Below are 25,852 nucleotides of genomic sequence, written 5' to 3' on the forward strand. Positions count from 1 at the left end.
ACGAAGGCCCACGGTGGCTGGCGTCATCCGGGCTGACGAACCGGCCGACCATCTGGCCAGGGCGATGTTGGCGCTCCTGGACGGCCTACAGCTTCGGTGAATGCACGAACCCACCGTAGACATCGTCGCCATCGCCGAGACATTCACGCGGATACTCGCACCATCATCCGGCGTCCAGCAGGAAGAGGAGACAGCCGAATGACGCCGCCCCCCTGCGAGGATGACCGATTCGTTCGCGCTCCAAGGACCGTCCTCGGTGTGGGTGCTGGTTCTGCCCCCACATTGCCTGTTGTGTCACTGGGGTGGCTGGGGTCGCCTCAGCTCGGTGGTGCAGCCCGCTAACCGCGGCGGTGGACCGGTTCGCCATCCTCGACCGTGTGTCACAACCGGAGGAGCTGGTCGCAGCGATCCTGCTCCTTACCTTCGGCGTCACCCCGTGCCGCTCACCGGCAGCCCGGTGAGCGGCGCACCTAGACGGACGGTGGTCCGAAGACCTTCCCTACAGCTGGACAGTCCTCCTGGTCTGCAGCGCTTCGCCCATGGACTGTGCACGCCACTGCTTCAGGAGCGCGTGGAAGGCGAAGGCTCCGTGGGGGTAGGCGGTGGGGCCGTTCGGCCGGCCGCGTCCCTCGCCGTTGTAGTAGCCGGGGGTGCACTCGGCGTGGAACCACGCGTGGTCGGGGGCGTCCTCGGCCAGGGTGGCGAGCCAGGCGTCCTCGGCCTCGCGGGAGGGTTCGATGAGGGCGCCCTTCGCCTCGGCGGCCGCGACGAGTGCCGCGGCGTGGACGGCGTGCTCGTCCAGGACATGCGTGAAGTTGACGCTTGCCGCGCTCTGCGTCCCTCCCAGCTGGATCAGGTTCGGGAAGCCGTTGCTGGTGAAGCCGTGCAGCGTGCGCGGTCCTCGCGCGGCCCACGCGTCCCGCAACAGGGTGCCGTCCCGGCCGCGCACGGGCAGCCGGCCCGAGTGGATGCCGGAGACGCCGACGGAGAAGCCGGTGGCGAAGATCAGGCAGTCCAGTTCGTACTCGCTGTCGCCGACCACGACGCCGCGCTCGGTCATCCGCTCGATGCCATGGGTGTCGGCGGTGTCGACGAGGGTGACGTTGTCCCGGTTGAACGCCTGGAGGTACAGGTCAGAGAAGGTGGGGCGCTTGCACGCGTACCGGTACCAGGGCTTGAGCCTGTCCGCCGTGTCCGGGTCGGTGACGATCTCCTCGACACGGGCACGGATCTCGTTCATCTTGGCGGCGTCCGCGACCTCGTAGGCGGCTTCGAAGGCCGCCCGGTCGCCAGGCCGGCGGAAGCTCGGCAGGAGCTTCTCCAGGAGACCGGCCGACCGGGTCCACCGGTCCGCCACCAGATCCTCCTCCGCGCTCTCGCCCGAGACGATGCGCAGGAAGTTGTCGCGGCGCTCGGTCGCCCAGCCGTGGTGGTCGGCGCCGACGTCCTGGGCGGTGGTGCGGCGGTTGGCGCGCACGTCCACCGTGGAGGGAGTGCGCTGGAAGACGTAGAGGTGCCGAGCGTCCTCGGCCAGTTTCGGGACGACCTGGATGCCGGTGGCACCGGTGCCCACGATGCCCACGCGCTTGTCCGCGAGGCCCGTCAGGCCGCCGTCCGCAGTGCCGCCGGTGTAGGCGTAGTCCCAGCGCGAGGTGTGGAAGGTGTGGCCCTCGAACTTCTCGATGCCGGGGATGCCGGGCAGCTTCAGCTCGGTCAGGGTGCCGGTGGCCGTGACGACGTACGTCGCCCGGAACTTGTCACCCCGGTCCGTCGTGACGATCCACGCCTCGGACGTGTCGTCCCAGGTCAGTGACGTGACCGCCGTGGAGAACAGGGCGTCCGCGTAGAGGTCGAACTTCTCCGCGATCCGCACCGCGTGCCGACGGATCTCCTCGCCGGGCGCGTACTTCCACTCCGGCACGTAACCGGTCTCGTCGAGCAGCGGCAGGTACACGTGTGACTCGATGTCGCAGTGGATGCCCGGGTAGCGGTTCCAGTACCAGGTGCCCCCGAAGTCACCGCCCTTCTCGATCACGCGGACGCTGCCGATGCCCCGCTGCCGCAGTCGTGCCCCCGCGAGGATGCCGCCGAAGCCGCCGCCGACGACCGCGACGTCCACCCGGTCCCGTACCGGTTCGCGTGCGGCCGGCTCGTCCGCGTAGGGGTCGGCGGCGTAGTAGCCGAACTCGGCGTCGGCACCGAGGTACTGCCGGGTGCCGTCGGGGCGCACACGCCGCTCCCGCTCGGCCCGGTACCGCTCCCTGAGCCCCGCGAGTTCCTCGGGAGTCAGCTCCTGTGAATGTGCCATGTGGGGGGACCTCGTTCCTTCCGGTTCGCTGCCAGGAAGCCACCTCGCCCATGAACTGAGATACAGGGCATGGGACTTGAGCAGCCATGCACTACGGTAACAAGGACCGGACAGCGTTGTCCGGATGGCCTCCAGGTTGCTTCCGCATACTTTCGGACAGGAAGAGTGATTCGCATGCGACGACTCCCGATCCGCCCGCTCGCCGGGCTCGCCGGCCTCACTGTGCTGGCCCTCACCGGATGCGGTACGCAGACGGCCGGCGCCCCGGCGGACCCGGGCGCCGCCGGAGGGGACCGGACTCTCCGCGCGCAGCAGGTCATGCGGCTGACGCAGCCGCACGAGCAGACCGGGATGACGCTGCTGGAGGGGCCGGTCTTCGACAAGGACGGCGAACTGCTCGTCGTCGACGTCACCGCCCCGGCCGGCGAGCCGAAGGTGCTGCGCGTGAATGTCCGGAAGAAGACGTCCGAGCGGTTCCACACCGACGACCGGGGAAACTACACGTCGGCCCAGATCAGCCCGTACGACGGACGGATCTACCTGACCGACTTCTCCAGCGGCGACATCGTGAGCCTCGCCCCGGACGGCGGCGATCCCCGGACTTTCTTCTCCGGCGAGGTCGACGGCGCGCCGATGAATCCCGACGACCTCGCCTTCGACCGGAAGGGCAACCTGTACGTCAGTGACTCACGCGGCATGTCGCAGGGCGAGGCGAAGGGACGCGTGGTGCGCATCGACCGCTCGGGGAAGGACACCACCGTCCTGGCGGACGGCCTCGCCGCGCCGAACGGCATCTCCTTCGACGCGGACTACCGAGGACTGTGGTTCAGCGAGCTGACGCAGAACCGCATCTCCTACCTTCTCCTGGACGAGGAGGGGACCGTGGCCTCCCGGCACACCGCGATCCGGGTCGACGGCGGCATCGCGCAGACCGACTCCATCGCCGTGGACGCCGACGGCAACCTCTACCAGGGACTGCACGGCCGACCCGCGATGGCGGTCTACAGCAAGAACGGCGAACGCCTGGCGACCGTGGAGCTCCCGGGCCATGCCGCCGCCGGGCTGGAATCGGCGACCAACGTGGCCATCACGCCCGGCGGGACCCGGGCCTACATGACCGTCAGCGGGCCGGACGGAGGCTACCTGTACGCCTTCGACGCGCTCGCGGAGGGAGTACGGCAGTCCAATGGCGGCTGACCCCGGTCACTCTTCGTAAGGCCGCACCGGCCCCACCTCGACGCCCAGCAACCGCCAGGCCCTCCGTGCCCGGTGTTCCCGGTGCTCGCGGGTGGGGCCGGTGGCAGCCCCGGACACCATGGCGATGGCGATCATCAGGTCATCAGGATGGCCAGCGAGCCGGTGACCGCCCGGCATGCGTGCCCGCACAGCCTGTTCAACACGCTTCGACAGCGCGGCGGCATACGCGAGGGCACCAGAGCGGCTGGATGCACCATGCGCGTGGAGAATGCCCAGGAAGGCCGTCGACTCGGTCACATGCCAGGTGAGCACACCCAGAATTCTCACGATGTCCGAGGCGTCCGCCGCCGCGACTTTCTCGATCTGCCTGACATTCTCTTCCAGCACCGCTGTGCCGATGGCGGCCCGGTCGGGGAAGTGCCGGTACAGCACACCCTGACCAACGCCGGCACGACGCGCGATCGCGGACAACGGTGCGTCCAGACCGTGCTCCGCGTAAATTTCCCGGGCTGCGGCGATGAGAGCGGCCCGGTTGCGAGCGGCGACCTTACGTCCCTGATTGCCGGAGGGCTGTTCGTCAGACAGAGGTCGTGTCACGCGAAGAGGGTACTCCCGCAAGGCGCCGCATCGCGCCCGCACCAGAAGCGCCACACTCCAGGAGGCACGCCGTCTCCAAGCTGCCGCCATGGTCAACGCCCCCTCCCCTGCCACCGCACCAGCACCAGCACCAGCACCAGCACCGAATGCTGCGCCACCATCGCGGTCCGTCCAGGACAAAGCCGGCGCCGATCGAGACCAGGCATGAGGACCGGCTCCGGCTTCAACTCCGGAGCCTACGAACAGCAACGGCGAAGAAGAGGGCTTGTTCGCGGACAACCCGCCGGCCTCGAACGATCCGCTCCCGGCAACTGCGCAGTGGGCGGCCATCGCGGTCTCCGTCCTCATCATCGCTAGCCGGCTCCAGAACTCGAACGACCAGCCCGAGACCGCGACCCCGCCGGCAAGTCCAGCAGAGCGCGGCACCCGCGGGACCGAGTTCCCTGCACACCGGCCCGATGGCTCCGGTGGAAGTCCGGCACACGCCGCGGTCGTCACCTGCCCCGGCATCGTCCGCACCCGCATCGACCAAGCCCGAGATAGCACAGCCCCGGGGCGGCGGAGCCGGCGTCGTGGTCGCAACCGCCAGCCACCTCTATCGCATCAACGCCGATAGGCAGGCACAGGAGTACACCGGCAAACCCAGCGTCTGGACCGTGCTGCGCAAATATACCGAGCGGGTCTTCACCAGCCCCACGAAGCCCAACACCACCGACACCATCAGCGGGAACTCCAGAAACAGAACGGTCCGCGAAGACCTGGACCGTCATCGGTGACCCCATCGCTTGCTCCGTCTCCGCCGAGGAGCACCTCTACGCCGTCAACGCGGACCGCTCCAACGTCTACGAACTCCGACACACCACGAACCTGGCCTCGGCAGACGAACCCCTGCGGCCCCGTACCTCAAGGAGCCTCGTCACCCGGTGCCCAGGGGCAGGTAATGACTCACGGCTCTCCCTCACCGTTCTGGGCGAATGCGAGCACGACCTCGTCCTACCGGTGACCTACAACCGCGGATAGCCCGATCCCTGCCCACCGTTGTCGATCAGCCCCCCACCTCGGTGTAGGGGCCGCCGAGGGCATCCTCGGCCTTCTCCGGCATGTGACGGAGGATGTACGGAACTCGCTCTTCCGCCGCGTAGGAGAGGCCACCGCCCTCGATGAACTCCCACGTGCCCTGTTCCGACCACTCGGATCCATCCCCTCCGAACACCAGATACGTTGCATCGTCGAATACGTCGACCCAGCCCCCTTACCACTCTCGCCCTTGAACTCCCACCTACCCTCTAGGAACGCGACCAGCGTCTGGGAACCGACATCGGTGGATCCTTTACCCGAGCAGGCCGCCGCAGCCGCAGCCGCCAGACTGCCAGTCCGCAACGCAGAGCGGTTCTGCACCTCACCAGACGCATGAAGCCTTTGCTTGCCACCAGGCTCTCACCCTCACACTATTGCGCCATCCCGACCACGGCCTGCTCACCCGACCATGACTGTGCAGCTCAGACCATCGCAGTCACTGCCGACGTCCTGCACGGTACGGCCAGCCGCAGCGCTGCGCTGTCGGTTGCACGGGTAAGACGAGACGGCTATGCGGCACCTGCACAAAGGGATCTGGGTCACGTATCGAACAACGGCGCCTCGTCCAGGGCCGGGTCGAGGCGAGGACGGGGCAGACGCACCGGGTGGCGCCAGCAGCCGACCCCGTCGCGGGCGACGTCCAGGTCAACTATCACCAGGGGGAACGAGGGTGACGGCTGGAACGTTGCGCGCATCCCACCGGCAGTGCACGTGCGCCCCGTCCACGGATGCCCGCCCACCGCTGGCACCAGCACCCCCGCGAACGCGGCGGCCGACGCCCGGGCGGGCGGGACAGTACGCCCCATGTAGCGCAGCACGGCCGTGTCATCGGGGCGACCGGGCAACAACGTGCGAGGGGCCGGTCAACCGCCGAGGCTCGGTCGGACAAGGCCGCTCTGGTAGGCGATCACGACCAGTTGAGCCCGGTCACGTGCGTCGAGCTTGGTCATCGCGCGGGAGATGTGGGTGCGTACCGTCAGATGGCTGAGGACCAGCTGGTCGGCGATCTCATGGTTCGACTTGCCCAGCGCAGCCAGTGCCATGACCTCACGTTCACGCTCGGTGAGCAGGGTGAGACGCTCTGGCGCGGTGAGGGGCACGTGGTCGGCCGGGGCGGCCAGGAAGCGGGTGATCAATGCCCGGGTGGCTGTAGGGGAGAGCAGGGAGTCCCCCGCCGCCACGGTGCGGATGCCCGCCAGCAGGACGTCGGGGCCGACGTCCTTGCCCAGGAATCCGCTCGCCCCGGACCGCAGGGCGACGGCGACATTCTCGTCGTTCTCGAACGTGGTGAGGATGAGGACCCGGGTGCTCGACAGCTCGGTCCGGGCGCAGATGTCCGCAGTGGCGGCCAGTCCGTCGGTGCCCGGCATGCGGATGTCCATGAGGACGACGTCGGGGTGGTGCTCGAGGGTCAGTTGCACGGCCTGCTGCCCGTCAGTTGCCTATGCTACGACCGTCATGTGCGGGTCGGAGTCGATAAGGATGCGGAAGGTGGCCCGGAGCAGCGCCTGGTCGTCGGCGAGCAGAACGCGGATGGTCATGAGGTGCTCTCCTCGGAGCTGGGAAGGGGAAGCGCGCAGGCGACTTCGAAACCGCCTCCGGGCCGCGGGCCGGCGTGGAACGTTCCCCCTGCCGACAAGGCACGTTCGCGCATGCCGAGCAGTCCGAAGCCACGGGAGGCGGCAGCAGCCGAGGGAGGTGAGCCGGCTTCGTTGGTGATGGTGAGTGTCAGGTAGTGAGCGGTGTAGTCCAGCCGGACCCGTGCGGAGCGTGTGGCGGCGTGCTTGGTGACATTGGTCAGTGCTTCCTGGACGATCCGGTATGCCGTGAGGTCCAGGCCGGGCGTGAGTGCTTGTGGCTGGCCCTCGGTGCTGACGGATACGTCCAGGCCCGCTGACGCGCAGGTTTCGACGAGCTGCGGCAGCTGGTCGAGGCCCGGTGCGGGAGCCAGCTCCTGCGAGTCGGTTTCCTGACGCAGCAGGCCGACGGTGGCCTTGAGCTCACGGAGGGCCGCGGCGGTCACTTCCGGCAACTTCTCGATCATGGCGATGGCCTGGTCGGGACGGGTCCGGGCCAGATGGGCGGCGGTGCCGGCCTGGGCATTGGCGAGCGCGAGGTGGTGGGCGACCACGTCGTGCAGTTCGCGTGCGATGCGCATGCGCTCCTGAATCACCCGCCGGCGTGCCTCCTCGTCCCGCTCCTGGGCGGCATGCTCGGCGCGGGCGACGGCGTACTCGCGGCGAACGCGCACGTAGCTGCCGAAGGAGGCGACCATCAGGACCCAGGCCGCCGGATTGACCAAGCCGATGATCCACTCGTGCGGAAAGTCTGTGGTAATGAAGCCGGCGAGCGCGATTCCGGCGGCGGCTGCCAGGGCGGTGTACCAGGTGGTCCTACGATCAGGACGCAGACTCACGGTGTACTGCGCGAGCAGCATCGGCCCCATGAGCAGCGGCGTCATGAGGTACCCCAGGAACCCCTCGGCCATGATGCATACCGTGGTCACCAGAAGTACGAGAAGCGGGTGGCTGCGGCGGCGCAGCAGCAATGCCGCGCAGGCCAGGACGGACAGCACCAGGCCGGGCCAGAGGACGAGCGGCTCCTCGGCCGCGACCGCCCGGGTGAGGAAGACACCGCCCACGGTGAAGGCGAGCAGCAAGCCCGTAGTCGCCACTTGAACCGTGTAGGGACGGTCAGCGGCGCGGTTTTTCCATCGTGCACTCATCGTCATACTCCGAGGTGAGACCAGCCGGTTCAGGGTGACAGAAGCGCCGCGGCACCGATGCACGGCACCGCGGCGCGTCTGCGCCTGATTCGTCTCAGAACGTGCGGGCCGATTCCCGCGGGTGAGCCTCATGGAGCGTCGGGGTCGGCGCCTGAGCCTGTGAGGTGAGCCCGGTGCCCTCCACATCGACTCGGGGGAGCGCCTTGTCGAGCCACCGGGGCAGCCACCACGCCTTGTCACCCAGCAGGGCGAGTACGGCGGGCACCAGGGCCATGCGGACGACGAAGGCGTCGAAGAGGACCGCGACAGCGAGACCGAACCCAATCGTCTTGATCATGGACTCTCCGGACCCGATAAAGCCTGAGAAGACTCCCATCATGATCACGGCCGCGGCGACGACGACGCGGGCGCTGTGCCTGAAGCCGCTCACCACCGCCTGGCCGGGGCGCTCGCCGTGGACGTACGCCTCGCGCATACGGGCGACGAGGAAGACCTCGTAGTCCATGGCCAGGCCGAACACGATGCCCACTAGGAAGATCGGCATGAGGCTCATGATCGGGCCGGTCTGCTCGACGCCCAGCAGTTCGGCGCCCCAGCCCCACTGGAAGACCGCGACGACCGAGCCAAGCGCGGCAAGTACCGACAGCAGGAAGCCGAGAGCCGCCTTGACGGGCACGAGTATGGACCGGAAGATCACCAGGAGCAGCAGCAGGGACAGCATCACGATGACGGCCAGGTAGGGGACCAGGGCGTCCTTCAGGGCCTGGGCGACGTCGATGTTCATCGCGGTGCTACCGGTGACCTCGAAGGTCGCACCGGTGTCCGCCTCCAGACCGGGGCGCTCCGCCCGGATGGTCTGGACGATGTCCTTCGTGGCCTCCTCGTTGGGGCCGGTGGCCGGGACCGCGGAGAAGAGCGCGGTGTCGCCGGCTTCGTTGAACCGCGGGGGCGTGACGGACACGACGCCGTCGGTGTACTTGATCTGGTCGGCCATCGCGGCCGCAGCCGCCTGCGGGTCAGTGGCTCCCCTGACGTCGGCGACGATGGTCAGCGGGCCGTTGAAGCCCGCACCGAAGCCGTCGGCCAGCGCGTCGTAGGCACGTCGCTCCGTCGTCGACGTGGGCTTCGCCTCATCGCCGGGCATGCCCATTTCCAGCTGGCCGGCGGGCAGCGCCAGGGCCCCCAGACCGGCCACACTCAGCACAATGACCGCCACGGGCCGCCTCATCACAAAGCGCGCCCACCGGGTCCCGCCGTTGACAGCGGACCCGGAACGGGATCCGGTGCCGCCGCCCCGCTTACCTGTCTTGCGGACCTTCCGGGACAGGACGGCGTTCGGCCACATCCCGAGCAGGGCGGGTACCAGGGTCAGGGCGACCAGGACGCCGATGGCGACCGCTCCGGCGGCGCACAGGCCCATCTTGGTCAGCATCGGCACGCCGACGACGGACAGGCCGGCGAGCGCGATGATCACGGTCAGGCCGGCGAAGACCACGGCGGAACCGGCTGTGCCGACCGCGAGCCCCGCCGCTTCCCTCGGGGCGTGGCCGTGCGCGCGCTCCTCGCGGTAGCGGGAGACCACGAAGAGGGCGTAGTCGATGCCGACCGCGAGCCCGAGCATCGAGGCGAGCGTGCCGGTCGTCATGGACAGCCCCAGAGCGCTGCCGAGGGTCAGAATCGCGCACATGCTGACGCCGACGCCGATGACGGCGGTCAGCAACGGCAGCCCGGCCGCGGCCAGGGAGCCGAAGGTGATCAGCAGGACGACGGCGGCCAGCGCGATGCCGATCGCCTCGGCCGAGCCTCCCGCGGCCGGCTGCGAGGCAAGAGCCGTGCCGCCCACCTCCACCGTGAGCCCCGAGCCCCGAGCCTTCTCGATGGCCTTCTCGAGGCTGTCCTTGCTGGCGTCGGTCAGGTCGTCAGCCTTGACCTTGTAGGTGACCGTGGCATATGCGATCGAGGCGTCCTTGCTGACCGCGCCGGCCTTGAAGGGATCGACGGCGCTGTCCACCTGAGAGCCCTCGGCCGCCGTCGACACCAGCTCGTCGATGGCGACGCGGTTGTCCTCGGCCGTCACCTTCTCCCCGCCGGGGGCGATGAACACGATGCGGGCGTTGGCCCCCTTGGCATCCGAGCCGGGGAATCGCTCACCGATCAGGTCGAACGCCTTCTGGGCCTCGATGCCGGGCATGAACGACGTGCCGTCGTCACCGGCGGCCGGGGCCTGGGCGGCGCCGAGACCGACACCGCCGAGGACCACCGCCCAGAGCAAGGTCACCAGCCAACGCCGCCGGAAGGCGGTGCGGCCCAGTCTGTAAAGGAAGGTAGCCACGAGAAAGGTCTCTCCAAAGTCTGTTCTCAGGTAGGTACCAAGGCTCTCCTTCCAAGTGCTGCCGGGGCATCGTGTCAGTGCAGTGACCTGGTCCTCGTGGCTACGCAGCAGGCGTGGGCCATCCTCGTGCAGAACGACGACGTCGTTCTCCTACCTGAGGATGACCACTGGGCTGAGGAAGCCTGAGGGGGTCGGATCGGGAGGGGGTGGTGGACGGGGCAACGCTGCCCGGGCCAGTCGCATGCGCTGCCGGTTCCTCACCAGTACGGGACGCAGATCGCCTCCGAGTGGCCCGAACTGCGCAACTGGCGACCATCGCGGACAGTGTCCGACCGCACCGCCGCCCGGCTGCGCGTCGGACATGCCCTGACGGTGCCCGAGGCCGGGCCCGTGTTCGTCCAGAGCGCCCGGGAACGGGGAGACGAGCCTCCCCCTGGACTGGCTCCCCGAGGTTCACTCCCTTCGGAGGGGGTGAGGCCGTCATCCCCGACGCCCTCTTCTTCTACCGGCACCACGCCGACGACGGTGGTGGGGGCAGTTCGATGCTGCGAGCCTTCGTCGAAGTCGACCGGGCCACCATGGGCGCCCCGAATGCCTCGCCGCCAGACTCGGCGCCTACGCCCGCCTCCACCACGCTGAGCGGCCCGCCCCGCCCGCCGGTTTGTCTACACGCGCTCCAGGACGATCAGATAGATCGCGTTGGGCGGCAAGTCGACGATCTCGGTGTGGGTTCTGCCGGGCCTGATGACCCTCTTGTCGACCAGCTGGAGCTCTGCCTTGGTTGGATCGGCGAAGTAGTTGCTCGTCGTCTGGTCGATCCGGTACATGAGCCGGCGGACCGGACCGTGCCTGAGGTCCGACGGCATCCGGGACATGTCGATGGTGGCCCGGTAACTGCGGTCGTTCACGTGCTGCCAGTTCCAGACCATGAGGGACGCGCCGGTCCGGTCCTTCGACGCCAGCGCGTAGACGCCGTTGTCCCCCTCGAGGCTGTCCTTCGAGACAGCGGGCACCCGAGTGTCCTTCATCCTCGACTGCATCAGCAGCATGTTCCCATACGGAGTGAAGGTATCGGCGGCCGGTCCGTACGGCGTGCGGGTCACCAACTGGTCCTTGCGTTCCTCGACGCGGTGCCGGACACACCAGTTGAACATGTAGGTGTCCGGCTGGTTCGCGAACAGGTAGCCGTAAGTGGCCATGCCGGCCGCCTGCCGAATGTAGTCCTTCTTGGGATCGGTGTCGTCGTAGGCCGGACCGGGATAGATGCCCGTCTCGGTGACATAGCTCGGGATGTCCCGGCGGATGCGGCGCTCCTCCAGCCATCCGCGGAGGGTCTCCCGCTGCGTCGCCACCACTCTCAGGTCACCGTTGTACATCGTCGGAACCTGGTAGTTGTCGTCCCAAGAGAGGTAGGCGTGGTAGGAGATGAAGTCCAGACGCTTGTGCGGGTCCTTGTCGGCTGCGAAGTCGTCGAGGAAGGGCTTCATCCACTTCGGGTCCATGTACATCAGCGCCGGTCCGCCGAGCTGGAGCCGGTCCGCACGCCGGAGGTGCCTGTTGACTTGATGGACGGCCTCGTAGTACGGCTCGTAGAAGCGGTACAGATCGCCGGGTTGCAACGTCGTTTGGTCCGCCGGGCGTCCCTGCTGGCGCTGCTGACCGTGGAACTGCCAGTCCGGCTCGTTGAACGCCTCGACGTACTTGACGCGCGGGTACTTCTCCTTGATCCTCTGCAGGATCAGTTCGAGCATCGGCTCCAAGTCCTGCATCGGCCTCTTGCCCTCGACGAAGTCCGTCGGGTTCAGGTTGATCAGCAGCGAGTCGGACACCGTACTCGCCTCGGTGAGATAGGCGTCTAGCCTGGAGAAGTCGCAGGCCCGGGTCTTGAGGTCGCACTGGTTGAAGACGTTGTCCGCGGCGGAGGCATTGGGACTGCTGACCCACACGCGGTAGACGTCGCCGTGCAGCCCCTGCTTGTTCAGGAACTCCACGTCGTCGGCACGTTGCTTGGGCCATGCCGTGACGTTGCCGAAGTTGTTCAGCCGCTCCGGACGCGGCAGTTCGCCCTGCTGCGAGCCGAAATCGACTGATACCTTCGCTGAGGAGATGGACGCGTGCGGCTCATCGGCCTGCGCCGCGACGGACTGAACCGACGTAGTGACGAGGAGTGCGGCGATCGCTGTCGCTGTCGACCCCAGCCTGATGGGGCGCCTTCTGGTTGTCCGCATCTGGACGCAACCTCACTTCCGGGAGCCATAAGGACCATTGAGGCAGGTGGGTAAGGCTGATCGGTGATGGCCGAGTACGCCGCGGGTGACACGCTGGTCATGTCACGTTCATGTCATCCCCCCTGGAGCGCACCAGAGGCCGCTCAGCCCTCAGCATACGGACCCCCATACACCTTGAGAAGGCTGATTGCAAACTGCGAGAATAGCATTCTGCACTGTGGCAAGTGACACGCTTAGGTGTGAGCTCGTCGTTGAAGCCGGGCGAACGGTCAACTCGGAGTCTGTCGGTGCTTCAGACCGTCGGCTCGAGGACCGCGTCGATGCTGGAGGCTCCTGAGTCGGGCACCCTGGGCTGGCGCCACGCTTCCACGGAGAAAGCGACAGTCACCAGCGAGCAGAACAGCCACAGCAGGCGTTTGTCGGGCTCGGAGACGCCCTCCATCGGGGTCTTCTCCAGGTACGCGGTGCCGGACTTCAGGAGCGGGAAGGCGACGTCGTAGAACGCGTCGAGCTCGTCCATCGTGCTGGAGATCCGCTTGGCGTAGCGGGCCTTCTCCGTCGGGATCGCCCAGTCGACGAACGGGTCCAGGGCCTCGAAGCCCTCGGGGAATGCACTGGCCATGGTGGGGTCCTCCTCGGGGTCAGGACGCTGCCGGGGCGCCGGACGTTCGGCGCTGGTGCTCGCGGACGTGCTCCTCGGCGGAGCGGTGGAGGTGCCGCAGGAGTACTTCCTGGTCGTTCAGCGGGAAACGGTCGACCGTGCCCGACTCGAGCATGGTCTGGGTCGCTTCCAGCGTGTTGCCGTCCTGGAGGCCGTACTCCTTGAACGACACGGCGGCCAGTTCCTGCTGGAGCCGCTCGAAGGCGTTCTTGGGCGGGACGAAGTAGCACGTCCCCTCGAAGATGTGGGTGTTGTACGAGGTCGGCCAGTAGTGGTACGTGAGCACCCAGTTCGGCCGCCAGACGAGCAGCATGAAGTTGGGGAAGAAGACGAAGGAGTCCATGCCCCAGCGCGGGTCGCGTGTGGGGTTGATGGCCGGCGGCAGCTCCTCGGTGGTCATTCCGATGTCCGGCGCGTCCCACGGGCCGAACAGACCACTGCGCAGCGCCGCCTCGATGGGCTTGACCATCTCGCGGTCGTGCGGCGGGGCGATGCCGCCCCAGGACGACACCATGCTGTGCGGGCCGTCGATGTCGTAGTGGAGCCCTTCGTACCCGTACTTGGCGATCCGGCGGGCCTGGTCGGGCGTGTACTGGCCGGAGTGCAGGATCGGCGCGTGGTAGAACTCGGCGAACGCGTCGATGAAGAGCTTCCAGTTGCTGCCGATCTCCGCGCGGTACTTGTGCACCTGGGTCAGCTTGTGGAACGGGTACCCCTCGATGCCCTTGGCCAGCTCGCCCAGGTACTCCCGAAGTGGCGTGGTGTTCTCGGTGTCGAGGTTGACGAAGATGAACCCTTCCCACACCTCGGCCCGGACCTGCTTGAGACCGTAATCCGACTTGTCCAGATCGAAGAACTCGCCCTCCTGCTGGACGAAGGCGAGCTTGCCGTCCAGGTCGTAGCGCCAGGCGTGGTACTTGCACGTGAACTGGCGGCAGACGCCGCTGGTCTCCTCCCGCGGGAAGTCGTTCCAGACGAGCTTGTTGCCGCGGTGCCGGCACACGTTGTGGAAGGCGCGCACCTCTCCGTCGGTGCCGCGCACCACGATGACGGAGGTCCGAGCGGCGTCCAGCTCCTTGGTGAAGTAGCTGCCCTTGCGCGGGAGCTGCTCGACGCGTCCGACGTTGAGCCAGGTGCGCTTGAAGATCGCCTCCCGCTCCAGTTCGTAGTGCTCGGGCGAGGTCGAGTCCGCGTAGGAGACCGGCTCGGTGTCGACCTTGAGATGCTCGGTCCAACTACCCTCTTCGGGCTTCTTGAAATGCGCCATGGGGTCGGGTCCTCCAGTTGACGACGTCGCTCGTACAGCTCGCTCGGTAACTGTGATCTCGATCTGTGAGAACGGTATTCTCTTTTTTGCGTAACCGTCAAGGACGCGAGGTCGACTCGAAGGAGGGTTTCCTCGATAACTCCCTTCTCCGTAGCAGATATGCAAGCTATCGTCCCCGTTCAACGGGCAAGACGAAGGAGGCGTTCTCACTCCATGACGGACCATGACGCGATCGACTTCTTCCGGGACGACGCGCTCGTCACGGATCCCTACCCCTACTTCGAGCACCTGCGGGCGCGATGCCCGCTGCAGCGCGAACCGCACCACGACGTGGTCATGGTGACGGGCTATGAAGAGGCGGTGCAGATCTACAACGACCACGAGACGTTCTCGTCGTGCACGTCGGTCACTGGCCCGTTCCCCGGGTTCCCAGTCCCCCTGGAAGGGGACGACGTCAGTGAGCTGATCGCACGGCACCGCGACGAGCTGCCCATGAGCGACCAGCTGCCCACCCTCGATCCGCCCGTGCACACCGCCCATCGCGCCCTGCTGATGCGCCTGATCACGCCCAAGCGCCTCAAGGAGAACGAGGCCGCCATGTGGCGCATCGCCGACGGGGTCCTGGAAGACTACCTGCCCCGGGGTGAGGGGGACCTCGTCCGCGACTTCGCGGGCCCCTTCACCATGCTCGTCATCGCCGACCTGCTCGGCGTGCCCGAGGAGGATCGCGCGGAGTTCCGGGCCAGGCTCCAGCGCCCGGAGGCGCACGGGGCCGGCATCGGCAGCACCGGCGAAGAGGTCCTGGAGCAGTCACCCTTGGAGTTCCTCTACGCGCGGTTCGCGACGTACATCGAGCAGCGCCGCCGCGAGCCACGCGAGGACGTCCTGACGGGTCTGGCCACCGCGACCTTCCCCGACGGCTCGATCCCCGAGGTCGCCGACGTCGTCCGTGTCGCCGCCAACCTGTTCGCGGCCGGCCAGGAGACGACCGTCCGCCTGCTCGGCTCGGCGCTGCGGACCCTCGCCGAGCGTCCCGAGCTGCAACGGCTGCTGCGGGCCGAACGCCGGCGCGTCCCCGCGTTCATCGAGGAGTCACTGCGCACGGAAAGCCCGGTCAAAGGCGACTTCCGACTGGCGCGGACAGCCACGACGCTGGGCGGGGTCGATCTCCCGGCCGGCACCACGGTGATGCTCGTCAACAGCGCCGCGAACCGCGATCCGCGCCAGTTCACCGATCCCGAAATCTTCGACCTCGAGCGGGCCAACGCCCGGCGGCACATCGCCTTCGGTCGCGGCATCCACAGCTGTCCGGGCGCGCCGCTGGCCCGGGCCGAGGCGCGGGTGGCGATCGAACGCCTGCTGGACCGCACGACGGACATCAGGATCTCCGAGCGGGCGCACGGGCCGGCCAGCAACCGCCGCTACAGCTACGTCCCGACGTTCATCCTGCGCGGACTGACCCAACTGCACCTCGAGTTCGACACCGTCAAGACCGCCGACAGCACCGGGAGCGAGGCGCGATGAAGGTCACGGTCGACGACGACCGCTGCCGCGGGCACGGGGTTTGCTGTGGCATCTGTCCCGAGGTCTTCGACCTGAGCGACGACGGGTACTCCATGGTCCTGCTGTCCGAGGTCCCCACCGAGCACGAGCAGTCCGTGCGCAGGGCCGCCGCCCTGTGCCCCGAGCGCGCCATCACGACCACGGGCTGACGACCCGGGCGAAGGAGATCCGATGCCCAAGGCGTACCTCATCATGACCGAAGCCATCAGGGACGAGGAGGGCATGGCCGCCTACGGCAAGGCATCCGCAGCGTCGATGACCGGTGCCGGCGCCCGAGTCCGGGCCGTCGACCACCGCCCCCAGGTCCTGGAGGGCGAGTGGCACGGCGACCGAACGGTCATCGTCGAGTTCGACTCGGTCGAAGCGGCACGAGCCTGGTACGAGTCGGCCGGTTACCAGGAGGCAATACCGCTCCGCCAGGCCGCGGCCGTCACCAACGCCGTCCTCGTCGCCGGCCTGTCACCGCGGCACGAGTGACCCCCCGTACACGTCAGGGCCCGGTGATCGCAGCCGGACGCTGCGCACCGGCCCCTGTACCGGCTCAGACGCGAGCCGGAGACTGCTCCGCAGAGGCCGGCTCCTCACCGGCACGGCCTCCCTCGCCGCGGACGGCGGGGATCATGACCGCGACGGCGGCCGACACGAGCGCCACACCGCAGCCGATCAGCAGACCCGTGCGGAAGCCGTCCTCGGAGGCGAGCGTCTGGCCCCCCATCGTGATGGTCATCTGCGCCAGGACCACACCGATCACCGCCGAGCCGATCGTCGTGCCGAGCGAACGCATGAGGGTGTTGAAGCCGTTGGCCGCCGCCGTCTCGGAGACCGGGACGGCACTCATGATCAGGGCGGGCATCGCGCCGTAGGCGAGGCCGACACCGCTGTTGATGACGATACCGACGACCATCAGGCCCCAGGCGGACCCCATCAGCACGAGCGCGAGCCCGTAGCCGGCGGCCATCACCAGCGCTCCGAGGACCAGAGCGACCTTCGGACCGCGCGCGTTGATCAGCTTCCCGCCGAGCGGGGAGACGATCATCATCATCACGCCTCCGGGCGCCATCCACAGACCCGTCGCCAGGATCGACTCACCCAGCCCGTAGCCGGTGGCCTCGGGGAACTGGAGCAGCTGCGGCGCGATCAGCATGAAGGCGTACATCCCGACGCCGATCAGGATGGAGGCACCGTTGGTGAGCAGCACGCGCGGGCGGGCGGTGGTGCGCAGGTCGACCAGCGGGTCACGGGTACGCAGCTCGTAGAAGCCCCAGACGAGCAGGGCCACGACCGCCAGGGCGAACAGGCCCAGCGTGGTGCCCGAGGTCCAGCCCCAGTCGCCGCCCTTGGAGATCGCCAGGAGCAGGGAGACCAGGCCGATGGCGAGACCGATGGCTCCGGGGGCGTCGAAACGCTGGCCCTTGGCGGCGGCGGGCACGTCCGGGACGACGAAGTAGATCAGCGCACCGATCAGCAGGGCCAGCCCGGCCGAACCCCAGAACAGCACACGCCAGTTGGCGTACTGCGCGACGGCGGCGGCGATGGGCAGGCCGAGGGCACCGCCGATCCCCATGGAGGCGCTGACCAGGGCGATGGAGCCGCTCAGCTTCTCCTGCGGGACGACATCGCGCAGGAGGGCGATTCCCAGCGGCACCATACCCATGCCCATGCCCTGCAGACCACGTCCGACGATCATCGGCACGACGGTCGAGGAGAGCGCGCAGACCACCGAGCCGATGACCAGGGGCACGGCACAGACCAGCAGCATCCGCCGCTTGCCGATCAGATCACCGAGGCGCCCGGAGACCGGGACGCACACGCCCGCGACGAGGAGCGTGACCGTGATCACCCACGCCGCGTTGGAGGGCGTCGCGTCCAGTATCTGTGGCAGATCCGCGATCAGCGGGGTCACCAAGGTCTGCATGATCGCGGCGACGGTGCCCGCCAGGGCGAGTGTGGCGACGACGCCGTTCGAGCGGGCGGTCGGCTGAGGGCCGTCCATGGTGGAGCTCCTCTGAGAAACGTCAACGGGGGCACCTCGCATCGGGTGTAATATGCATCATACACATCTTGTGTATCCGCCACATTGCATGTGCGATGCATATGATGGACGGGAAGCGAACTCTCGGGAGTCGCGGCACGAAGGGAGACGGCAGTGGACACGGCAGGCGGGGCCACGGACCGAGTCGAGTTCGAGCAGATGCTGCTGGGCCGGTACATGCACCTACACAAGGGCAAGGGCCGCCGTACCGGTGGTGTCCTGGACCGCAGCGCCTACATTCTGCTCAGCCGCATCCGCGTGGAGGGTCCGATGTCGATCGGGCAGCTCGGCGACGCCTTCGGACTGGACGTCTCCACGCTCAACCGGCAGACCGCGGCAGCGATGCGCGCGGGCCTCGTCGAGCGCATCCCCGACCCCGACGGAGGCATGGCCCGCAAGTTCCGCATCACCGAGGAGGGCGAACGGCGCCTCGACGAGGAACGAACGGGAGTCGTCGCCAGTCTGAACCGCATCATGGCCGACTGGCCGGAGGAGGACATCGCGGCGTTCGCCGACTACCTCCAGCGGTTCAACTCCGACATCGAGCGGCTGCACGGGATGCCCTGGCCCCGTCCGCAGAAGGTGGTCTGAGGCTCCCCGCGCGCCGCCGGGCCGGCACGGCCCGCCGCTACGAGCACACACGAAACCGGCCCGGCGCCCTCGGGGCACCGGACCGGTCCGTTCGGCTCGGAACTCAGTCGCGCGCCGCCGCCAGGGCCGCCTCCGCCTTCCTGCGGTAGTTGGCCAGCTTCTCCAGCGGAGCGACGGCCGCCTGCTTGCTGCGGGGCTGGACGGACACGTCGTGTCCCTCGGCGGCCTTGCGCAGGGCACCCACCGTGGCCTGCTCGCGCGGCACGTGCGCGAACGGGTCGAAGGAGTACCAGCGCATCGCGTTCTCGTGGGTCATCTTGTTGATCTCGTCGTCCGGCACGTTGTTCGCCGTGAGCACCTCGTGCAGCTCTTCCGGGGCGTTGGGCCACATGGAGTCGCTGTGCGGGTAGTCCGCCTCCCAGCAGATGTTGTCGACGCCGATGTCGTGCCGGAGCTTCACACCGACGGGGTCGGAGATGAAGCAGGTCAGGAAGTGCTCGCGAAACACCTCCGACGGCAGCTTGCCGCCGAAGTCCTGGAGGGTCCAGGTGGCGTGCATCTCGAAGGTGCGGTCGATCCGGTCCAGGAAGTACGGGATCCAGCCGGTGCCGCCCTCGGACAGCGCGATCCTGACGCTCGGGTACTCCTTCAGGACGCGGGACCAGATCAGGTCGGCCGCCGCCTGGACCAGGTTGATCGGCTGGAGGGTGATCATGACGTCCGGCGGGGCGTCGGGAGCGGTGATGGCGAGGCGCCCCGAGGAGCCGATGTGCAGGTTCATCACCGTGCCGCAGTCGGTCAGCGCCCGCCACACCGGGTCCCAGTACTCGGTGTGGAAACTCGGGTAGCCGAGCGGGACCGGGTTCTCCGGGAAGGTCAGCGCGTGGCAGCCCTTCTCCGCGACCCTCCGGATCTCCTGGGCGCACAGCTCGGCGTCCCAGATCGCCGGCAGCGCCATGGGGATGAACCGTCCGGGGTGGGCGCCGCACCACTCGTCGATGTGCCAGTCGTTGTAGGCGCGCACCAGGGCGAGGGAGAAGTCGGAATCCTCGGTGGCGAACATCCGGGCGGAGAAGCCGGGGAAGGAGGGGAAGTTCATCTGGGCCAGGACGCCGCCTGCGTTCATGTCGGCGACCCGCTCGTCGACGTCGTAGCAGCCGGGCCTGATCTCGGCCAGGCCCTGCGGCTCCATGCCGTACTCCTCCTTGGGACGCCCGGCGACCGCGTTGAGCGCGACGTTGCCGACGGAGTTGTCCCGGAACTGCCAGACGTCGGTGCCGTCGTCTCGGTGGACCAGGCGCGGGGCGTCCTTCTTGTAGCGGGCCGGCAGGTGGTTGGCGAAGATGTCGGGCGGCTCGATGATGTGGTCGTCGACGCTGATCAGGATCATGTCGTCGCGGTCCATGAGGACCCTCCTCGGGGCTCGGTCTCGGTTCAGTCGGAGGCGGGCAGCGCCTTGGGCGCTTTGATGGTCAGCGGTTCCCCTGCGTAGGCGAGGTGGCCGGGGCCCGACGCGGTACAGAGGAGTTCGAGGGTGTCGGCCGGGTCCACGTACCGTTTGCCGATCAAGGTGCCCGTGGCCTCCCCGGCCGGGGCCGGGGCGGGTGCCTGATCGGCGGGGACCATCGGGCTGCCGCCGCACTCGATGGGGCCGGCGGCCTGCTGCGGAACCCGGATGACGATCACCCGTGTGGTGCCGGTGGCCGAGGCGAGCTGGTCACCGGGGCGCGGGGTCGGTGCGGGGGACGCCATGGTGTGGATCTCCTTCCGGGAGAGGGTGGGTCGGGAGTGTCGTGGTGAGCCGCTCCCCCAGCAGATCCAGGTCGTAGGACTGGCGAGCCAGCCAGAAACGCAGGAAACCGGTGAGCGAGTAGCGCAGGAAGAGGGCCGCGCCCACCACCGCGGCGGCGATCCCGCCGAGGCCGACGGCGAGGGCGTCGCCCTGGGCGAGCGAGTTGTCCGTGCCGTGGGCGAGAGGGAAGGCGACCGCGCCGAGCACGAGCCCCACGGCCATCAGCAGACCGCCGAGGCGGAGCCACAGGGCGGCGCGCGCGGTGGCGGGGTCCGGGATCTTCAGCTCGGCGAGTTCGCGGGCGAACCGTTCCGCGCGTGGTCGCGGTGCGGGGCTGGACGTCATGGGGCGCTCCCCAGGTAGTAGGAGGAGAGTTCGGCGTGCAGGGACCTGTCGGGAGGTCCCTGCCACGGGATCCGGCCGCGGGCCAGGACGGCGGCGTGGTCGGCGATCTTCAGTACGGCGGCGGCGAACTGTTCGACGATCAGGACCGCGACACCCTCCCGGGCGATGTCCGCGACCCGTTCGTACAGGTCCGCCACGACCAGCGGGGCCAGGCCCATGGAGAGTTCATCGAGCAGGAGCACGGCGGGGTCGGTGGTGAGTCCGCGGGCGAGGGCGAGCATCTGCTGCTCGCCGCCGGACAGAGTGCCAGCCGCCTGGGTGCGGCGGTCGCCGAGGACGGGGAAGCGGGCGTAGGCGGCGTCCTCGATCTCTTCCCGGGCGCGGCCCGTGAAGGTCATCATCCAGAGGTTGTCCCGCACCGAGAGATTGGGGAAGACTCCGCGCCCCTCGGGGATGAGGCAGACGCCGGCGCGGGCGAGGTCCCCGGCGCGGGCCCCGGAGACGTCTCGGCCGCCGAGGAGCAGCCGGCCGCCGCTGGGCGGGTGGACTCCGGAGGCCACGTTCAGGGTGGTGGTCTTGCCCGCCCCGTTGGGGCCGAGCAGCGCCACGACCTGGCCGGCGTCGACCGTGAGGTCCACGCCGTGCAGGACGGTGATGCCGTCGTACGCGGCGCGCACACCGCTCAGTTCGAGGAGCGGCCCCCCGACGGCGCCCATGGTCATTCCTCCCCCAGGTAGGCCGCGAGTACCGTTTTGTCGTGCCGGATCCGCGCGGGCGGGCCGCTGGCGACGACGGTGCCGAGGTCGAGGACGTGGACCTCGTCGCAGACGGTCATCACCAGGCTCATGTCGTGTTCGACGAGGAGTACGGCGGTGCCCTCCGCGGCGAGGGAGCGGAGCAGATCGGCGAAGCGGCCGGTCTCCTCGGTATCCTGGCCCGCGGCGGGTTCGTCGAGGAGCAGGACCTTCGGTTCCAGGACAAGCGCGCGGGCGACCTCGACGAGCCGGGCCACGCCGGTGGGCAGGGCGTCTGCGGGCGCGTCGGCCTGGTCCGTCAGTCCCAGGCGGTCCAGTACCCGGTCCGCCGTACGGGCCGCCTGGCGTCGGCCGGGGCCGAGTTCGGCGGCGACGAGCAGGTTGTCGCGGACGGTGAGGCGTCCGAACAGCTCCAGGTGCTGGAAGGTGCGGGAGAGTCCGCGTCGGGCTCGGCGGGCCGGGCCCTCCCGGGTGATGTCGTGTCCGTCGAGCAGGACCCGGCCGGTGAGCGGCCGGCGCAGTCCGGAGATGACGTCGAACAGGGTGCTCTTCCCGGCTCCGTTGGGTCCGATGAGCCCGGTGACGCGGCCCGCTTCCGCGGCCACGGTCACCGTGTCCAGGGCGCGGCGCCCTCCGAAGGAGACGCTCACCTCCTCAGCTCGCAGCAGTGGCACGGCTCAGCACCTCCCCGTCCTCGGGCTTCCACGGTCGGCGCAGGCCCCACCACTCCACGGGGATGTCCGGGGCCGGTTGTCGCCGCGCGGACGCGCGGGCGTTGAGCGACAGAGCTGCCACGAGGGCCGCCACGAGGACCAGGCCGCCGCTCACCGAGTCGGTGGCGGCGAGCAGCCAGCACAGGGCGAGCACACCGAGCAGTACGGGGAACAGAGTCCGGTCGCGGGCGAGTTTCGCCCACTTGGCGTGCATCCGCGGGACCACTCCGGCCGGACTGTGCGCGAGGCCCATCCCGGCGAGTGCGATGAGCAGCGTCGAGAGGTCGTGTGCCCAGCTGCCGAGTTCCGCGAACAGTTGCGTGGGGACGACGAAGGCGAGCCCGGCGAACAGGCCCGTTCCCACGGCTCCGAGCCCTCCGATGACAGCGATGAGGAAGACCGGCAGGCCGGCGACGAGGTTGAACTGCTCGGCGGTGACGGTCTGCAACTGCATGCCGTAGAGGGCCCCGCCGAGGCCGGCGAGCCCGGCCGACAGGGCGAAGACGGCGACCTTGGCGCCGAGCAGGCGCCCGCCGAGGGTGGCGAAGGCGGCCTCGCTGTCGCGCAGGGCGATCAGCCGACGGCCGAAGCGGCCTCGGCGCAGCGCGGCCACGGCGAGCGAGGCGAGCGCGAGGAGGACGGCGGCCAGCAGCAGCAGTTGGGTGGGCGAGGTGAGGTGCCAGCCGAACAGGTCGGGGCCGGTGACCGGCACGGAGCCCTGGTCGAACAGGGCGATGCGCACGCCGAACACGTCGAAGGCGGGGAGGGTGAAGACCCAGCGGTCGAGGATGACGGCGAAGGCGGCGGTGCCGAGCGCCAGATAGACGCCGGAAAGACGCAGCGCGGGAAGGGCGACGAGTGCTCCCACGCCTGCCGCGATCAGCACGGCGACGGGCAGCGCCCACAGCTCGCCGTGCGCGCCGAGGTGGCCCCACACCACCGCGCCGATGCCCGCGATGGACAGCTGGCACAGCGAGATCTGTCCCGTGAAGCCGGCCAGCGGCACAAAGGACAGGGCGATGACGCCGAGGGAGAAGACCGTGCCGTAGGAGATGATCGCGTCCTCGGTCAGGACGGTGACCAGGACGACCGCGAGGAGCACGACGCTGCCCGCGAAGACGAGGCTGCCGCGTGCGGTGGGCAGCGGTACGCGGACCAGTCGGCGGTCGCGGCCGCGCAGCCGGCGGTGCGGGAAGGCGAGCAGCGCCAGGAGGAGGAGCAGGGCGGGGGCGGCCAGGCGCAGGCCGGGCAGGAAGTCGTTCCGCGGCAGGTAGCCGGCGAGGTAGGCCTCCAGCAGGCCGACCACGACCGCGCCGAGGAAGGTGAGCGGCAGGCTGCGCAGCCTGCCGAAGACGGCGGCGGTGTAGGCGCTGACGATCAGCAGGGAGAGCTGCTGGGCGTCGAGGGCGACGGTGGGCGCGATGAGGATTCCGCCGACGGCGGCGAGCTGGATGCCGAGTATCCAGGCGAGGCGGCCGGCCCGCAGCGGGTCGGCGCCGGTCAGGCCGGCCAGGGCGCGGTCGTCGACCGAGGCGCGCATCTCCGTGCCGGCCCGGGTGCGGTGCAGCAGGAACCACAGTGCCGCGGCCACGGCGACCGCGACGGCCATGGTGACGGCCTGGTGCCAGGTCATGGAGGCGGGGCCGAGCCGGATGGCGGACCGGTCGGCGAAGAACGGGGCGAGAGGCCGGGCGGTGTTGGGGTCCCAGACCCAGCGGGCCAGCGCGATGCATCCGGTGAGCAGGGCCACCGTCATGACGAGGCGTTCGGCCTCTCCGAGGGCCTGGACCGGGCGCATCAGCACCCGCTCGACGAAGAGGCCGAAGGCCGGCGCGAGGACGAGCAGCACGGTGGCGAGGGCGAGCGGCACCGGCCATCCCCAGCCGACGGCGAGCTGCCAGTAGGAGAAGGCCGCGAGCATGCCGGCCGCGCCGTGGGCGAAGTTGAAGACGCCCGCCGTGGTGTGGGTGAGTACCAGGCCGCTGCCGATCACGGCGTAGATCACGGCGGTGCTCAGGCCCACCACCGTGAAGGCCAGGAATTGATCCATGGCTTGGAAACTAGCTTCTCCCTATTGGAGAATCAACCATCCGTACATGATACTCATCAGCGAGAATCCCATTCTCATTCCGAGCGGACGACGAGAGAGGCGGCCCCGTGAGCCCTACCGACGACCTGGTGGAGATCGAACAACTCCTCGCCCGCTACGCGGTCGCCATGACCCGCGGTGACGTGGACAGGGTGCTCGGCGTGTTCACCGCGGGCGGCAGTTACAGCGCGTTCGGCGACACCTATCCGCTCGACGAGTTCCCCGCGTTGATCGCCGCGGCCCCCAAGGGGCTGTTCCTCGTGGGGACCCCGGCGATCGAGCTGGACGGCGACACGGCCACCGGCACCCAGCCGCTGTGCTTCGTCGAGCACTCGGAGCACGCCCTGCGCATCGGCTACTACAACGACACGTATGTGCGGACGGCCGAGGGGTGGCGGTTGCGCACCCGTGCCATGACCTTCATCCGGCGCAGCGGCGACCACGACTCGGGCCGCCCGCACGCCTTCGAGCGCACGCGCTCATGAACACCGCCGATTTCAGGCGGGAGTTGCGGGCCTGGCTCGACGGCCACGATCTGGCCCCCGGCGACGATCACGGCCTCGACGCCCAGGTGGCCCAGCTCGCCCGGGTCCGCCGGGCGCTGTGGGAGGCGGGGTGGATGCGCCACGGCTGGCCCCGCGAGGTCGGCGGGCTGGGCGGCCCCGGTGTCCTGCGGGCGGTGCTCGGCGAGGAGATCGCCTCGCGCGACCTGGCCGAACCCGGCATCTGGTCGATGGTCGAGGTCCTGGTACCCACGTTGATCGACTACGCGCCGCCGGCGCTGGCCGCCGACATGGTGCCCCGGCTGCTGAGCGGCCGGGAGCAGTGGTGCCAGGGCTTCTCCGAGCCGGGCTCGGGCAGCGACCTGGCCTCGCTGAGCACCCGGGCCACGCGCGACGCGGACGGCTGGGTGGTGTCCGGGCAGAAGGTGTGGACGAGCCTCGCCCAGTACGCCGCCCGCTGCGTCCTGCTGGCCCGCACCGGCGGACCAGGCCACGACGGCATCAGCGCCTTCCTCATCGACATGGACTCCCCCGGCATCACCGTCCGCCCGCTGCGCACCATGCACGGCGTCGACGAGTTCGCCGAGGTCTTCCTCGACGACGTCCGCGTCCCGGGCGACCGTCTGCTCGGCGTGCCGGGTGACGGCTGGAAGCTGGCCATGGACCTCCTGCCGCACGAGCGCTCCACCTGCTTCTGGCACCGGATCGCTCATCTGCACAGCCGTCTGGACCGGCTGCTGACGGACGGCTGCGAACCGGACGCCGACTCCCTCGGCACCGTCTGGCTCGACCTGCACACGGCACGCTGCCGCTCGGCGCACACCCAGCGGGCACTGGCCGAGGAGGGGAGGCTGGGGCCGGAGACGTCCGTGGACAAGATCCTCCTGGCCACCGCCGAGCAGCGGCTCTTCGACACCGCGCGCGACCTGCTGCCCGGCACCGTCGAGCTGACGGACGCGGGAACCTGGCGCACCGAGTACCTCTACTCGCGTGCAGCCACCATCTACGGCGGCACCGCGGAGATCCAGCGCAACATCGTCGCCCGCCGCCTGCTGGGCCTCGGAAAGGAGTGACCGC

General features: G+C 69.2%; 23 protein-coding genes and 1 pseudogene. 8 read left to right on the forward strand and 16 right to left on the reverse strand.

Annotation, left to right across the window (positions count from 1 at the left end; genetic code table 11):
* Nucleotides 1–499: 499 nt before the first annotated feature.
* Nucleotides 500–2,308 carry a flavin-containing monooxygenase gene (locus tag QC283_RS15870; RefSeq protein ID WP_279562148.1) on the reverse strand — a complete coding sequence of 603 codons (1,809 nt, stop codon included), beginning with the start codon at nucleotides 2,306–2,308 and terminating at the stop codon, nucleotides 500–502.
* A gap of 174 nt (nucleotides 2,309–2,482) precedes the next feature.
* On the opposite strand from QC283_RS15870, the gene QC283_RS15875 reads away from it, so the two are divergent.
* Nucleotides 2,483–3,505, forward strand: a complete 1,023-nt coding sequence (locus QC283_RS15875) for an SMP-30/gluconolactonase/LRE family protein (protein ID WP_279562149.1) — start codon at nucleotides 2,483–2,485, stop codon at nucleotides 3,503–3,505.
* A 6-nt stretch (nucleotides 3,506–3,511) separates the two neighbouring features.
* Here QC283_RS15875 and QC283_RS15880 read toward each other — a convergent pair whose 3' ends face one another.
* Entirely contained in the window at nucleotides 3,512–4,102 is a 591-nt protein-coding gene (locus tag QC283_RS15880; RefSeq protein ID WP_279562150.1) for a TetR/AcrR family transcriptional regulator, read from the reverse strand.
* 572 nt (nucleotides 4,103–4,674) lie between these two features.
* Between QC283_RS15880 and QC283_RS15885 the strand changes: the two genes are divergently transcribed.
* Nucleotides 4,675–4,878, forward strand: coding sequence for a hypothetical protein (locus QC283_RS15885; RefSeq protein ID WP_279562151.1), 204 nt, complete (start codon nucleotides 4,675–4,677; stop codon nucleotides 4,876–4,878).
* An 840-nt stretch (nucleotides 4,879–5,718) separates the two neighbouring features.
* Here the strand turns inward: QC283_RS15885 and QC283_RS15890 are convergent.
* The 7 genes and pseudogenes from QC283_RS15890 to QC283_RS15920 all read right to left on the reverse strand — a co-directional run bounded on the left by QC283_RS15890 (nucleotide 5,719) and on the right by QC283_RS15920 (nucleotide 14,392).
* On the reverse strand, nucleotides 5,719–5,874 hold the full coding sequence (locus QC283_RS15890) for a hypothetical protein (protein ID WP_279562152.1): 156 nt from the start codon (nucleotides 5,872–5,874) through the stop codon (nucleotides 5,719–5,721).
* Nucleotides 5,875–6,042: 168 nt separating this feature from the next.
* Nucleotides 6,043–6,720, reverse strand: a pseudogene (locus QC283_RS15895) (response regulator).
* A complete protein-coding gene (locus QC283_RS15900; protein WP_443032613.1) occupies nucleotides 6,717–7,904 on the reverse strand; it encodes a sensor histidine kinase in 1,188 nt (395 codons plus the stop codon). The pseudogene QC283_RS15895 and the gene QC283_RS15900 overlap by 4 nt, the downstream one beginning before the upstream one ends.
* 94 nt (nucleotides 7,905–7,998) lie before the next feature.
* Entirely contained in the window at nucleotides 7,999–10,236 is a 2,238-nt protein-coding gene (locus QC283_RS15905; RefSeq protein ID WP_279562154.1) for an MMPL family transporter, read from the reverse strand.
* Nucleotides 10,237–10,901: 665 nt separating this feature from the next.
* Nucleotides 10,902–12,464, reverse strand: a complete 1,563-nt coding sequence (locus QC283_RS15910) for a GH39 family glycosyl hydrolase (protein WP_279562155.1) — start codon at nucleotides 12,462–12,464, stop codon at nucleotides 10,902–10,904.
* A gap of 292 nt (nucleotides 12,465–12,756) precedes the next feature.
* The gene (locus QC283_RS15915) at nucleotides 12,757–13,086 is read right to left on the reverse strand and encodes a hypothetical protein (protein WP_279562156.1); all 330 of its coding nucleotides are present in this window, start codon (nucleotides 13,084–13,086) and stop codon (nucleotides 12,757–12,759) included.
* A gap of 19 nt (nucleotides 13,087–13,105) precedes the next feature.
* The gene (locus QC283_RS15920) at nucleotides 13,106–14,392 is read right to left on the reverse strand and encodes an aromatic ring-hydroxylating oxygenase subunit alpha (RefSeq protein WP_279562157.1); all 1,287 of its coding nucleotides are present in this window, start codon (nucleotides 14,390–14,392) and stop codon (nucleotides 13,106–13,108) included.
* A 213-nt stretch (nucleotides 14,393–14,605) separates the two neighbouring features.
* Between QC283_RS15920 and QC283_RS15925 the strand changes: the two genes are divergently transcribed.
* The 3 genes from QC283_RS15925 to QC283_RS15935 are packed head-to-tail and all read left to right on the forward strand — an operon-like array spanning nucleotide 14,606 to nucleotide 16,432.
* Entirely contained in the window at nucleotides 14,606–15,916 is a 1,311-nt protein-coding gene (locus QC283_RS15925) for a cytochrome P450 (protein WP_279562158.1), read from the forward strand.
* Complete coding sequence (locus tag QC283_RS15930; protein WP_279562159.1) at nucleotides 15,913–16,104, forward strand: ferredoxin; 192 nt, start codon at nucleotides 15,913–15,915, stop codon at nucleotides 16,102–16,104. The genes QC283_RS15925 and QC283_RS15930 overlap by 4 nt, the downstream gene beginning before the upstream one ends.
* Before the next feature lie 22 nt (nucleotides 16,105–16,126).
* Nucleotides 16,127–16,432, forward strand: a complete 306-nt coding sequence (locus QC283_RS15935) for a DUF1330 domain-containing protein (protein ID WP_279562160.1) — start codon at nucleotides 16,127–16,129, stop codon at nucleotides 16,430–16,432.
* A 64-nt stretch (nucleotides 16,433–16,496) separates the two neighbouring features.
* Here the strand turns inward: QC283_RS15935 and QC283_RS15940 are convergent, their stop codons facing one another.
* On the reverse strand, nucleotides 16,497–17,948 hold the full coding sequence (locus QC283_RS15940; RefSeq protein WP_279562161.1) for an MFS transporter: 1,452 nt from the start codon (nucleotides 17,946–17,948) through the stop codon (nucleotides 16,497–16,499).
* A gap of 198 nt (nucleotides 17,949–18,146) precedes the next feature.
* Here QC283_RS15940 and QC283_RS15945 point away from each other — a divergent pair, with 198 nt between their 5' ends.
* The gene (locus QC283_RS15945) at nucleotides 18,147–18,578 is read left to right on the forward strand and encodes a MarR family winged helix-turn-helix transcriptional regulator (RefSeq protein WP_279562273.1); all 432 of its coding nucleotides are present in this window, start codon (nucleotides 18,147–18,149) and stop codon (nucleotides 18,576–18,578) included.
* A gap of 103 nt (nucleotides 18,579–18,681) precedes the next feature.
* Here the strand turns inward: QC283_RS15945 and QC283_RS15950 are convergent, their stop codons facing one another.
* From QC283_RS15950 to QC283_RS15975, 6 genes are read right to left on the reverse strand one after another with little or no spacing between them, the layout of a single operon-like run.
* Nucleotides 18,682–19,983: an amidohydrolase family protein gene (locus tag QC283_RS15950; protein WP_191887587.1), complete on the reverse strand. Its 1,302-nt coding sequence runs from the start codon at nucleotides 19,981–19,983 to the stop codon at nucleotides 18,682–18,684.
* Nucleotides 19,984–20,012: 29 nt separating this feature from the next.
* The gene (locus QC283_RS15955) at nucleotides 20,013–20,330 is read right to left on the reverse strand and encodes a hypothetical protein (protein ID WP_279562162.1); all 318 of its coding nucleotides are present in this window, start codon (nucleotides 20,328–20,330) and stop codon (nucleotides 20,013–20,015) included.
* Nucleotides 20,296–20,715 (reverse strand): hypothetical protein, encoded by a 420-nt coding sequence (locus tag QC283_RS15960; protein WP_279562163.1) that lies wholly within the window; start codon nucleotides 20,713–20,715, stop codon nucleotides 20,296–20,298. The genes QC283_RS15955 and QC283_RS15960 overlap by 35 nt, the downstream gene beginning before the upstream one ends.
* Nucleotides 20,712–21,431: an ABC transporter ATP-binding protein gene (locus QC283_RS15965; RefSeq protein ID WP_279562164.1), complete on the reverse strand. Its 720-nt coding sequence runs from the start codon at nucleotides 21,429–21,431 to the stop codon at nucleotides 20,712–20,714. Before QC283_RS15965 ends, QC283_RS15960 begins: the two co-directional genes overlap by 4 nt.
* Before the next feature lie 2 nt (nucleotides 21,432–21,433).
* Complete coding sequence (locus QC283_RS15970) at nucleotides 21,434–22,144, reverse strand: ABC transporter ATP-binding protein (protein ID WP_279562165.1); 711 nt, start codon at nucleotides 22,142–22,144, stop codon at nucleotides 21,434–21,436.
* Nucleotides 22,125–24,233: a branched-chain amino acid ABC transporter permease gene (locus QC283_RS15975; protein ID WP_279562166.1), complete on the reverse strand. Its 2,109-nt coding sequence runs from the start codon at nucleotides 24,231–24,233 to the stop codon at nucleotides 22,125–22,127. The genes QC283_RS15970 and QC283_RS15975 overlap by 20 nt, the downstream gene beginning before the upstream one ends.
* Before the next feature lie 107 nt (nucleotides 24,234–24,340).
* On the opposite strand from QC283_RS15975, the gene QC283_RS15980 reads away from it, so the two are divergent.
* Complete coding sequence (locus QC283_RS15980) at nucleotides 24,341–24,757, forward strand: nuclear transport factor 2 family protein (RefSeq protein WP_279562167.1); 417 nt, start codon at nucleotides 24,341–24,343, stop codon at nucleotides 24,755–24,757.
* Nucleotides 24,754–25,848 (forward strand): acyl-CoA dehydrogenase family protein, encoded by a 1,095-nt coding sequence (locus tag QC283_RS15985; RefSeq protein WP_279562168.1) that lies wholly within the window; start codon nucleotides 24,754–24,756, stop codon nucleotides 25,846–25,848. The genes QC283_RS15980 and QC283_RS15985 overlap by 4 nt, the downstream gene beginning before the upstream one ends.
* The last annotated feature ends 4 nt before the right edge of the window (nucleotides 25,849–25,852 follow it).

Origin of the sequence: Streptomyces sp. DH41 (assembly GCF_029813785.1) — a bacterium.
Lineage (GTDB): Bacteria > Actinomycetota > Actinomycetes > Streptomycetales > Streptomycetaceae > Streptomyces.

Bases quoted from the DNA above. Each gene is read 5' to 3' on its own strand.
- QC283_RS15870 (WP_279562148.1), bottom strand. From the start codon at position 2,308: ATGGCACATTCACAGGAGCTGACTCCCGAGGAACTCGCGGGGCTCAGG.
- QC283_RS15875 (WP_279562149.1), top strand. From the start codon at position 2,483: ATGCGACGACTCCCGATCCGCCCGCTCGCCGGGCTCGCCGGCCTCACT.
- QC283_RS15890 (WP_279562152.1), bottom strand. From the start codon at position 5,874: ATGCGCGCAACGTTCCAGCCGTCACCCTCGTTCCCCCTGGTGATAGTT.
- QC283_RS15900 (WP_443032613.1), bottom strand. From the start codon at position 7,904: ATGAGTGCACGATGGAAAAACCGCGCCGCTGACCGTCCCTACACGGTT.
- QC283_RS15910 (WP_279562155.1), bottom strand. From the start codon at position 12,464: ATGCGGACAACCAGAAGGCGCCCCATCAGGCTGGGGTCGACAGCGACA.
- QC283_RS15915 (WP_279562156.1), bottom strand. From the start codon at position 13,086: ATGGCCAGTGCATTCCCCGAGGGCTTCGAGGCCCTGGACCCGTTCGTC.
- QC283_RS15920 (WP_279562157.1), bottom strand. From the start codon at position 14,392: ATGGCGCATTTCAAGAAGCCCGAAGAGGGTAGTTGGACCGAGCATCTC.
- QC283_RS15925 (WP_279562158.1), top strand. From the start codon at position 14,606: ATGACGGACCATGACGCGATCGACTTCTTCCGGGACGACGCGCTCGTC.
- QC283_RS15930 (WP_279562159.1), top strand. From the start codon at position 15,913: ATGAAGGTCACGGTCGACGACGACCGCTGCCGCGGGCACGGGGTTTGC.
- QC283_RS15935 (WP_279562160.1), top strand. From the start codon at position 16,127: ATGCCCAAGGCGTACCTCATCATGACCGAAGCCATCAGGGACGAGGAG.
- QC283_RS15940 (WP_279562161.1), bottom strand. From the start codon at position 17,948: ATGGACGGCCCTCAGCCGACCGCCCGCTCGAACGGCGTCGTCGCCACA.
- QC283_RS15945 (WP_279562273.1), top strand. From the start codon at position 18,147: ATGCTGCTGGGCCGGTACATGCACCTACACAAGGGCAAGGGCCGCCGT.
- QC283_RS15950 (WP_191887587.1), bottom strand. From the start codon at position 19,983: ATGGACCGCGACGACATGATCCTGATCAGCGTCGACGACCACATCATC.
- QC283_RS15955 (WP_279562162.1), bottom strand. From the start codon at position 20,330: ATGGCGTCCCCCGCACCGACCCCGCGCCCCGGTGACCAGCTCGCCTCG.
- QC283_RS15960 (WP_279562163.1), bottom strand. From the start codon at position 20,715: ATGACGTCCAGCCCCGCACCGCGACCACGCGCGGAACGGTTCGCCCGC.
- QC283_RS15965 (WP_279562164.1), bottom strand. From the start codon at position 21,431: ATGGGCGCCGTCGGGGGGCCGCTCCTCGAACTGAGCGGTGTGCGCGCC.
- QC283_RS15975 (WP_279562166.1), bottom strand. From the start codon at position 24,233: ATGGATCAATTCCTGGCCTTCACGGTGGTGGGCCTGAGCACCGCCGTG.
- QC283_RS15985 (WP_279562168.1), top strand. From the start codon at position 24,754: ATGAACACCGCCGATTTCAGGCGGGAGTTGCGGGCCTGGCTCGACGGC.